Source organism: Mycobacterium sp., from assembly GCF_049802695.1.
Taxonomy (GTDB): Bacteria; Actinomycetota; Actinomycetes; order Mycobacteriales; family Mycobacteriaceae; genus Mycobacterium.
The window spans coordinates 1-7800 of sequence record NZ_JBARMY010000257.1; the positions used below are offsets into that span (position 1 = coordinate 1).

8 protein-coding genes and 1 pseudogene are annotated in these 7800 nt (G+C 66.3%); 4 read left to right on the top strand and 5 right to left on the bottom strand.

What is annotated here, in order from left to right; genetic code table 11:
* Positions 1–894 (bottom strand): DUF4192 domain-containing protein (locus tag WA317_RS10495; RefSeq protein ID WP_425172970.1); only part of this gene is annotated, 894 nt, incomplete at its 3' end.
* A gap of 174 nt (positions 895–1068) precedes the next feature.
* Between WA317_RS10495 and sthA the strand changes: the two genes are divergently transcribed.
* The 3 genes from sthA to WA317_RS10510 all read left to right on the top strand — a co-directional run bounded on the left by sthA (position 1069) and on the right by WA317_RS10510 (position 4733).
* Complete coding sequence (gene sthA, locus WA317_RS10500) at positions 1069–2475, top strand: Si-specific NAD(P)(+) transhydrogenase (RefSeq protein WP_425172976.1); 1407 nt, start codon at positions 1069–1071, stop codon at positions 2473–2475.
* 218 nt (positions 2476–2693) lie between these two features.
* On the top strand, positions 2694–3671 hold the full coding sequence (locus tag WA317_RS10505; protein WP_425172971.1) for a proteasome assembly chaperone family protein: 978 nt from the start codon (positions 2694–2696) through the stop codon (positions 3669–3671).
* 36 nt (positions 3672–3707) lie between these two features.
* The gene (locus WA317_RS10510; protein WP_425172972.1) at positions 3708–4733 is read left to right on the top strand and encodes an alpha/beta fold hydrolase; all 1026 of its coding nucleotides are present in this window, start codon (positions 3708–3710) and stop codon (positions 4731–4733) included.
* A gap of 38 nt (positions 4734–4771) precedes the next feature.
* Here the strand turns inward: WA317_RS10510 and WA317_RS10515 are convergent, their stop codons facing one another.
* The 3 genes from WA317_RS10515 to WA317_RS10525 all read right to left on the bottom strand — a co-directional run bounded on the left by WA317_RS10515 (position 4772) and on the right by WA317_RS10525 (position 6387).
* Positions 4772–5257: a peroxynitrite isomerase gene (locus WA317_RS10515; RefSeq protein ID WP_425172973.1), complete on the bottom strand. Its 486-nt coding sequence runs from the start codon at positions 5255–5257 to the stop codon at positions 4772–4774.
* 34 nt (positions 5258–5291) lie between these two features.
* Positions 5292–5756 (bottom strand): transcriptional regulator NrdR, encoded by a 465-nt coding sequence (nrdR, locus tag WA317_RS10520; RefSeq protein WP_425172977.1) that lies wholly within the window; start codon positions 5754–5756, stop codon positions 5292–5294.
* Between the two features lie 157 nt (positions 5757–5913).
* Positions 5914–6387 carry a LysM peptidoglycan-binding domain-containing protein gene (locus WA317_RS10525; protein ID WP_425172974.1) on the bottom strand — a complete coding sequence of 158 codons (474 nt, stop codon included), beginning with the start codon at positions 6385–6387 and terminating at the stop codon, positions 5914–5916.
* Positions 6388–6601: 214 nt separating this feature from the next.
* On the opposite strand from WA317_RS10525, the gene lexA reads away from it, so the two are divergent.
* The gene (gene lexA / locus WA317_RS10530; protein WP_425172975.1) at positions 6602–7303 is read left to right on the top strand and encodes a transcriptional repressor LexA; all 702 of its coding nucleotides are present in this window, start codon (positions 6602–6604) and stop codon (positions 7301–7303) included.
* Positions 7304–7316: 13 nt separating this feature from the next.
* Here lexA and WA317_RS10535 read toward each other — a convergent pair.
* Positions 7317–7800 (bottom strand): annotated as a pseudogene (locus WA317_RS10535) (LGFP repeat-containing protein); the annotation flags it as partial.

A 7800-nucleotide genomic window follows, 5' to 3' on the forward strand; every position in this document is an offset into this window, starting at 1 on the left:
GCGCAGCGCCGCCTCCAGCGACACTCCGGCCAGCGGGCCGTCACCGCGGGCGTAAGCGCTGAACGCCAGCAGCACCAGCGCCTCCACTCGCCACGGCGCCGGCAGATTCCGGGCCAGCAGCGCCCACAGCGATTCGGCTTCGCCGGCGTTCTCGCCAACTGCCAAGGCGTACAGCGTGTCGCGGACCTGTACATCGGTCAGTGCGCAGCCCAGCTTCGCCAGCTCGGCGTCGGAGACTTCCCGTCCGTCGGCGAGGCGGGCCGCAGCGGCCATCATGTCCTCGACATCGCGGCGGCCACACCCGTCGGGATCAGCGCGGTGGGCGACTGCCCGCGACGCTTCACACTCACCGAGGACGACGGCCAAATCAGCGCTGCGATCCGGTTCCTCGACCGCGACGACGGCCTGCAGGTCGGCACGCCGGGCGTAAAGGCGCCGCCCGTCGAGCACCGCTGCCGCCGCCACGGGTGACGCCGACGGATCGTCAATCATTCCGCCCGCGCCGCAGCCGTCGACGCAGTGCCACCGCCCGCCGGCGGCGACCCGGTCCACCACATGCACGGCCCACAGGTCGATGGCGTTCCGCCCGAGCGCGCCTCTCAGCGCTTCGCACAGCTCGCGGTACTCCTCGTTGCACACCGGGCACCCGGCCCCGTCGGCGTCGACGATCACTGCGATGGCGGCTTCCGGGCCGGCCGCCGCGGCGACTTCGGCGAGGTGCACCGCCTGCTGCAGGAGCCCGTCGGTCAGGTCCACCCGCATCACTGCTCCCATCTCGCCGTCGCCGACCGACACCAGCACGAGCGATTTCTCCGGCACGAAGCCGAGGACGGCCGGCAGCGCGGCGATCAGCGTGCCAGGACGGTGAATTTCAAAGTCAGGTTGGTGCGTCATGCTCCGAACGCTCGCAACCGGCACCGTCACCCGAAGGCGGCACCGGGCCGAAAACTAACTGGCTGTGGGTTAAGTCACGACTGTGGATGTTCCTGATACCGCTGTTTACCGTTGAACGGCAATTTCGACACGCGCCCGTAAACGAACCGGCGTATGTGTCTACTCATGGCTCCCATGCGCGAATACGACCTAGTCGTCATAGGTTCCGGTCCGGGCGGACAGAAGGCCGCGATCGCCGCGGCCAAGCTGGGCAAGTCGGTCGCCATCGTGGAAAGCGGCCGTGTGCTCGGCGGAGTCTGCGTCAATACCGGCACCATCCCCTCGAAGACGTTGCGCGAAGCGGTCGTCTATCTCACCGGCCTGAGCCAACGCGAGTTGTACGGCGCCAGCTACCGGGTCAAGGACAAGATCACGCCCGCCGACCTGCTTGACCGCACGCAGCATGTGATCAACAAGCAGGTCGACGTGGTGCGCAGCCAGCTGATGCGCAACCGGGTCGACGTGTTCACGGGTAGCGGCCGGTTCGTTGACGCGCACACCGTATTCGTCGATGACGAGGCCCGGGGCGAGCGAACCACGGTCAGCGGTGACTACCTCATCATCGCCACCGGCACCACGCCGGCCCGACCCAGCGGTGTCACGTTCGACGAAGAGCGCGTATTGGACTCCGACGGAATCCTTGACCTGAAATTCATCCCGTCGTCGATGGTGGTCGTGGGCGCCGGGGTAATCGGCGTCGAATACGCTTCGATGTTCGCCGCGCTGGGCACCAAGGTGACCATCGTGGAGAAGCGCGAGACCATGCTCGACTTCTGTGATCCCGAGATTGTCGAGGCGTTGCGGTTCCATCTGCGCGACCTGGCGGTGACGTTCCGGTTCGGCGAGGAGGTGACCGCCGTCGACGTCGGTCACGCCGGCACGGTGACCACGCTGGCAAGCGGTAAGCAGATCCCCGCCGAGACGGTGATGTACTCGGCCGGACGACAGGGCCGGACCGAGGACCTTGACCTAAACAACGCCGGCTTGGAGGCCGACAGCCGGGGCCGCATCTTCGTCGACGACAACTTCCAGACCAAGGTCGACCACATCTACGCCGTCGGTGATGTCATCGGCTTCCCCGCGCTCGCCTCGACCTCGATGGACCAGGGCCGGCTGGCCGCCTACCACGCCTTCGGCGAGGAAACCGATCCGATGATTGAGCTGCAGCCGATCGGCATCTATTCGATCCCCGAGGTGTCCTATGTCGGTGCCACCGAGGTGGAATTGACCAAGAACGCCATTCCCTACGAAGTCGGGGTGGCCCGGTATCGCGAACTCGCCCGTGGTCAGATCGCCGGCGATTCCTACGGCATGCTCAAGCTGCTGGTCTCCACCGAGGATCTCAAGCTGCTCGGGGTGCACATCTTCGGCACCAACGCCACCGAGATGGTCCATATCGGACAGGCCGTGATGGGGTGCGGAGGAACCGTCGACTACTTGGTAGACGCGGTGTTCAACTACCCGACGTTCTCTGAGGCCTACAAGATCGCAGCGCTGGACGTCCGCAACAAGGTACGGGCCCTGCAGCAGTTCCGCAGCTAGCTGATATCCGCTGAAGGCCCGGCAGCGCCCCGCCGCCGTCGAGCCCCCTGTTTGCCTGAACGGGTGTTGCGGAATGGGCTTTTGACGCGCAACGTTTCGATACGTGCGGGTGGGCGGCAGAGCTGTGTTGATTTGAGCTGCCACGAGGGCACCCATCGACTTAAGGGACACTGGGGGTAACGCGGCGCGACACAGCGCCGGGGCGAGGAGGCACACCGATGGGCCGACATCAGCAGCCAGAACCTGAGCAGCATCACCAACCCGAGCAGAACGGGATGTATGAGCTCGAGTTTCCGGCGCCGCGGTTGGCGTTGCCGGACGGCCGCGGGCCGGTACTGGTACACGCTTTGGAGGGCTTTTCCGACGCCGGGCACGCCATCCGGCTGGCGACCGCTCATCTCAAGGACTCGCTTGACAGTGAGCTGGTCGCATCGTTTGCGATCGACGAGTTGCTGGATTACCGGTCGCGGCGGCCGCTGATGACCTTCAGAACCGATCACTTCACCCATTACGAGGACCCCGAGCTGAGCCTCCACGCGCTGCACGACAGCGTGGGCACACCGTTTCTGCTGCTCGCAGGGTTAGAGCCGGATCTGAAGTGGGAGCGGTTCATCACCGCGGTGCGGCTGCTCGCCGAGCGTCTCGGCGTTCGGCGCACTATCGGCCTGGGCACCATCCCGATGGCTGTCCCGCACACCCGACCGGTGACGATCACCGCGCACTCCAACGACCGGGACCTGATCGCCGACTTCACCCCGTGGATATCAGAGGTGCAGGTGCCCGGCAGCGCGTCGAATCTGCTGGAATACCGGATGGCTCAGCACGGACACGAGGTGATCGGGTTCACCGTGCACGTCCCGCACTACCTGGCCCAGACCGATTACCCGGCCGCCGCGCAGGCCCTGTTGGAGCAGGTCGCCAAAACCGGGTCGCTGGAGCTGCCCCTGCGAGCGCTGACCGAGGCGGCCACCGAGATCCGGGGCAAAATCGACGAGCAGGTCGAGGCCAGCAGCGAAGTCGCTCAAGTGGTGACAGCGCTTGAGCGTCAGTACGATGCCTTCATCGCCGCTCAGGAGAATCGGTCGCTGCTGACGCGCGATGAGGAGCTGCCCAGCGGAGACGAACTAGGCGCCGAGTTCGAGCGCTTCTTGGCCCAACAGGCAGAGAAGAAGCCTAAAGACGACGAATCGAACTGAAGCGCCCTGACCCGGCCCCGACAAAAGTTGGCGACAATGACCGAGCGCAAGCCCAATCTTCGCCCAGTGCGTGAGGTGACGCCGTCGCTGCAATTCCGCACCATCCACGGCTACCGGCGAGCCTTCCGCATCGCCGGCTCCGGGCCGGTGATCCTGCTGATTCACGGCATCGCCGACAACTCCTCCACGTGGAGCACCGTGCAGGCCAAGCTCGCGCAGCGGTTCACCGTCATCGCGCCAGACCTGCTCGGCCACGGCCAGTCCGACAAACCGCGCGCGGACTACTCGATCGCGGCCTACGCCAACGGCATGCGGGATCTGCTCAGTGTTCTCGACATCGAGCGCGTCACCGTGATCGGCCATTCTCTCGGCGGCGGAGTGGCCATGCAATTCGCCTACCAGTTCCCCCAACTGGTCGAGCGTCTGATCCTGGTCGGCGCCGGCGGCGTGACCCAAGACGTCAACGCCATCTTGCGATGGGCCTCGTTGCCAATGGGCGGCGAGGCCGTAGCCTTGCTGCGGCTGCCGTTGGTGCTGCCCGCGCTGCAGCTGGCCGGGCGCGCGGTGGGCCGGATCCTCGGATCGACCGCTGTCGGCCACGATCTGCCTGATGTGCTGCGGATACTGGCCGACCTGCCGGAGCCGAAGGCTTACGCAGCATTCACCCGGACTCTGCGGGCGGTGGTGGACTGGCGCGGCCAGTCGGTCACCTTCCTGGACCGATGTTATTTGACTAAATCCGTGCCGGTCCAGTTGATTTGGGGCACGCAAGATTCGGTGGTCCCGGTCAGCCACGCCCGGATGGCGCACGCCGCAATGCCCGGCTCGAAGTTGGAGATCTTCGAGCGCTGCGGCCACTTTCCCTTCCACGAGTACCCGGACCGCTTCGTCGAAGTCGTCGAGCGCTTTATCGACAGCACCGAGCCCGCCGAATACGACCAGGCCGCACTACGGGAATTGCTTCGCTCCGGCGGCGGTGGCGACAATACGGTCACCGGACCCATCGATACCCGCGTCGCCGTGCTGAACGCCATGGGTTCTGACGAGCGCAGCGCGACCTGAGCTCTACCCGTCGTGGGTGCCGAGACGTCGCCGGCTGGTCAGCGTTTCCGATGAAGTACTGCGGCGAGGTGATTTTGTAGCGGTTGTCCGACGGCGCCCATCTGCACCGCATACGACAGCTCGTCGCCGGTGATGCGGAACCGGCGGGCAAGGGCGCTCACTTGTTTGGCCGACGGCGTCAAGCCGATGAGCGAAGCGCTCATGTCGACCTCGATGACACCGTCGGCCTCCCGGTAGGTGCCCACCTCGATTTCGGTGACTCCGGTGGGGTGCGCGAGGACCAGTTCGAGCTGACCCGGCTGCGGTACCCGAAGGTATCCGGTCTCGGCATGCAACGGCCTTCCGTCGGCCGCTGATCGAGTTTTCTGCCCGTATGTCAGGAACGGTTTGCCGACATGAGTGATTATCACTTCTTCGAGGTAATCGAACGGCTCGATCGTCGGGTACTCACCGGAACCACGGCCTACCCATTCCCCCAGCAGCGGCGCCAACGCCTCGAGATCGTGGTGCAATTCGGGCGGCATCTCGCCAGCCTAGGGCGGGCGCGCGCGGAACCGGTCAACTCGGTGCCGATACTCCGCGGTGGGCGCGCAACGCCTCAATTTCGCGCTCGAAGTCGGCGGCCGAGGAGAACGACCGATACACCGAGGCGAACCGCAGATATGCCACCTCGTCGAGGTCGCGCAGCGGCCCCAGGATCGCCAGGCCGACCTCGTGGGTGGGAACCTCCGGTGACCCGTTGGCCCGCACGGTGTCTTCCACCTGCTGCGCCAACAGATTCAACGCGTCGTCGTCGACTTGACGGCCCTGGCAGGCCCGCCGCACTCCGCTGATGACCTTCTCCCGGCTGAACGGCTCGGTGACACCACTGCGTTTGACGACGGCCAACACCGCGGTCTCTACAGTGGTGAACCGCCTGCCGCATTCAGGGCAGGAGCGTCGACGCCGAATCGCCTGGCCCTCATCGGCTTCGCGGGAGTCCACCACGCGGGAATCGGGATGACGGCAGAACGGACAGTGCATGACCGCTCCTTCGCCGCGCCGGCACATCCCGGACCATTCTGAGAGTACCTGCGTACGCGCCCGGCCGCCCCACACCGCAAGGGCCCGTGCCGGCGCATGGTCGACGTCACCTACCGTGCTGGCCGCAGCGAAGACTCCGCGGTGCACCGCGACGTCCTCAGCTGACCGGCGCGATCAGCGTCTGACCCGCCGCGAGCGCCGGGGAGTTCAGATCGTTGAGTTCCCGGATGCGTTGGGCCACCTTGGCTACCGGCGCGCCAGGAGCCACTCGCGCGGCGAGGTGCTGCAGGCTTTCACCCGCGTCAACCCGCACCACGGCGAGCCGGTCAGGCACCCGGCCAGACGGCTGCGTCCCGTCGACCATTCCCCCGAAGTGCGCCACCACCCCTAACCAGACCGTGATCAGCGCAGCGAGCATCGCCAGCCCCACCGTCGCCGCCGGCGTGATCGGGCGTCGGCGATGCTGCGCGCGGGACACCACGACCCCGGTGCCCCGATACCGCGGCGGCGCACCGCTGGGACGTCGCTGCCGTGGCCCGCGGGAAACCGGCCGATTGTCGTCTCTGGCCGGAATCCGAACCGGCCGCGGACGGGTCGGGATGTGGGTGGGGTCGGTCTGGATGAGTGTCATCGCGGTATTCCTCCAGTCGGGTCGTTGTCGATCATGCGTTCGAAGCCTATTCGATAGTAGGTTCGAATATCGAACATGTGATCGAATTGTTGCCGAGCGAAAACCACGATAAGACTGCACACCGACAAGTCGCAGCGACCGTCGCGGCCTGTGGGACGACACGCCTCGAACAGGTGTTTGATAAATCGGCGCAGTGCGATTAACATTCGCCTGCATGAGCGATAGCAGCGATACTCCGGCGTCGGGTCGCCGCACTCAATCGAAGGATGCGACGCTGACTCCTCGCCAGCGCACCATCCTCGAGGTGATCCGCTCCTCGGTCACCACACGCGGATATCCGCCGAGCATCCGGGAGATCGGCGATGCCGTCGGGTTGACGTCGACATCGTCGGTGGCCCACCAGCTACGCACACTGGAGCGCAAGGGCTATCTGCGGCGCGATCCGAACCGGCCGAGAGCTGTGGATGTCCGGGGCTCCGAGCACGCCATCGACGCCGCAACGCCACCGGTCACTGACGTCGCCGGCTCCGACGCGCTGCCCGAACCGACGTTTGTCCCGGTGCTCGGCCGCATCGCGGCCGGCGGCCCCATCCTGGCTGAGGAGGCTGTTGAAGACGTGTTCCCGTTGCCGCGGGAACTCGTCGGCGAAGGAGCGCTGTTCTTGCTCAGAGTGGTCGGTGACTCGATGGTCGACGCGGCGATCTGCGACGGCGACTGGGTGGTCGTGCGCCAGCAGAACGTGGCCGACAACGGTGACATCGTTGCGGCGATGATCGACGGCGAGGCGACAGTGAAGACGTTCAAACGCACCGGCGGTCAGATCTGGCTGATGCCGCACAATCGCGCGTACGACCCGATTCCCGGCAACGACGCCGCCGTGCTGGGCAAAGTCGTCACGGTGATCCGGAAGATCTGAAAGGCCGGGGGGGCTATCCCGGTTTGGTGAAGCCGTTGGCCTGCGCAGCCTCTTCGCTGACGAACCAGACTTCGGCCAACGTGTCGTCGTACAGTGCATCGCCGGGGGCGTAGTACAAGCCGTAGCTGGCGCTGGCTTTGACCGGGTAACCGTCCGGCACCTCGTAGGGGTCCTCCAGTGGCAGGTGAATCGCCAGTTGGGCCGCGCCACGGGTGTGCCGTTCGTCCGGTTCGACAGCGCCGTCCGTCGGCGAATCCGCAGCCGCATGCCGGCCGCCGCCGAGCTCGGCGGCCGTCGGGATACGGGTCGGCGTGGTGTCGACGGCGTCGGGATCCTCGACGTCGTCGTCCTGGCTGTAGTCGTCGTCTTGGGAGTAGTCGGAGGCCGCCTCTTCCGCGGCTGCCCCACCGGCTACCGCGCTGAGACCGGCCGCCCCGGGTTCCCGCAACCAGCCCGACTCACCCGGTGCGCCGGGGGTCGGCCGGACGCCTTGCGGG

Coding starts and splice junctions, on each gene's coding strand:
- sthA (WP_425172976.1), top strand. CDS start 1,069: ATGCGCGAATACGACCTAGTCGTCATAGGTTCCGGTCCGGGCGGACAG.
- WA317_RS10505 (WP_425172971.1), top strand. CDS start 2,694: ATGGGCCGACATCAGCAGCCAGAACCTGAGCAGCATCACCAACCCGAG.
- WA317_RS10510 (WP_425172972.1), top strand. CDS start 3,708: ATGACCGAGCGCAAGCCCAATCTTCGCCCAGTGCGTGAGGTGACGCCG.
- WA317_RS10515 (WP_425172973.1), bottom strand. CDS start 5,257: ATGCCGCCCGAATTGCACCACGATCTCGAGGCGTTGGCGCCGCTGCTG.
- nrdR (WP_425172977.1), bottom strand. CDS start 5,756: ATGCACTGTCCGTTCTGCCGTCATCCCGATTCCCGCGTGGTGGACTCC.
- WA317_RS10525 (WP_425172974.1), bottom strand. CDS start 6,387: ATGACACTCATCCAGACCGACCCCACCCACATCCCGACCCGTCCGCGG.
- lexA (WP_425172975.1), top strand. CDS start 6,602: ATGAGCGATAGCAGCGATACTCCGGCGTCGGGTCGCCGCACTCAATCG.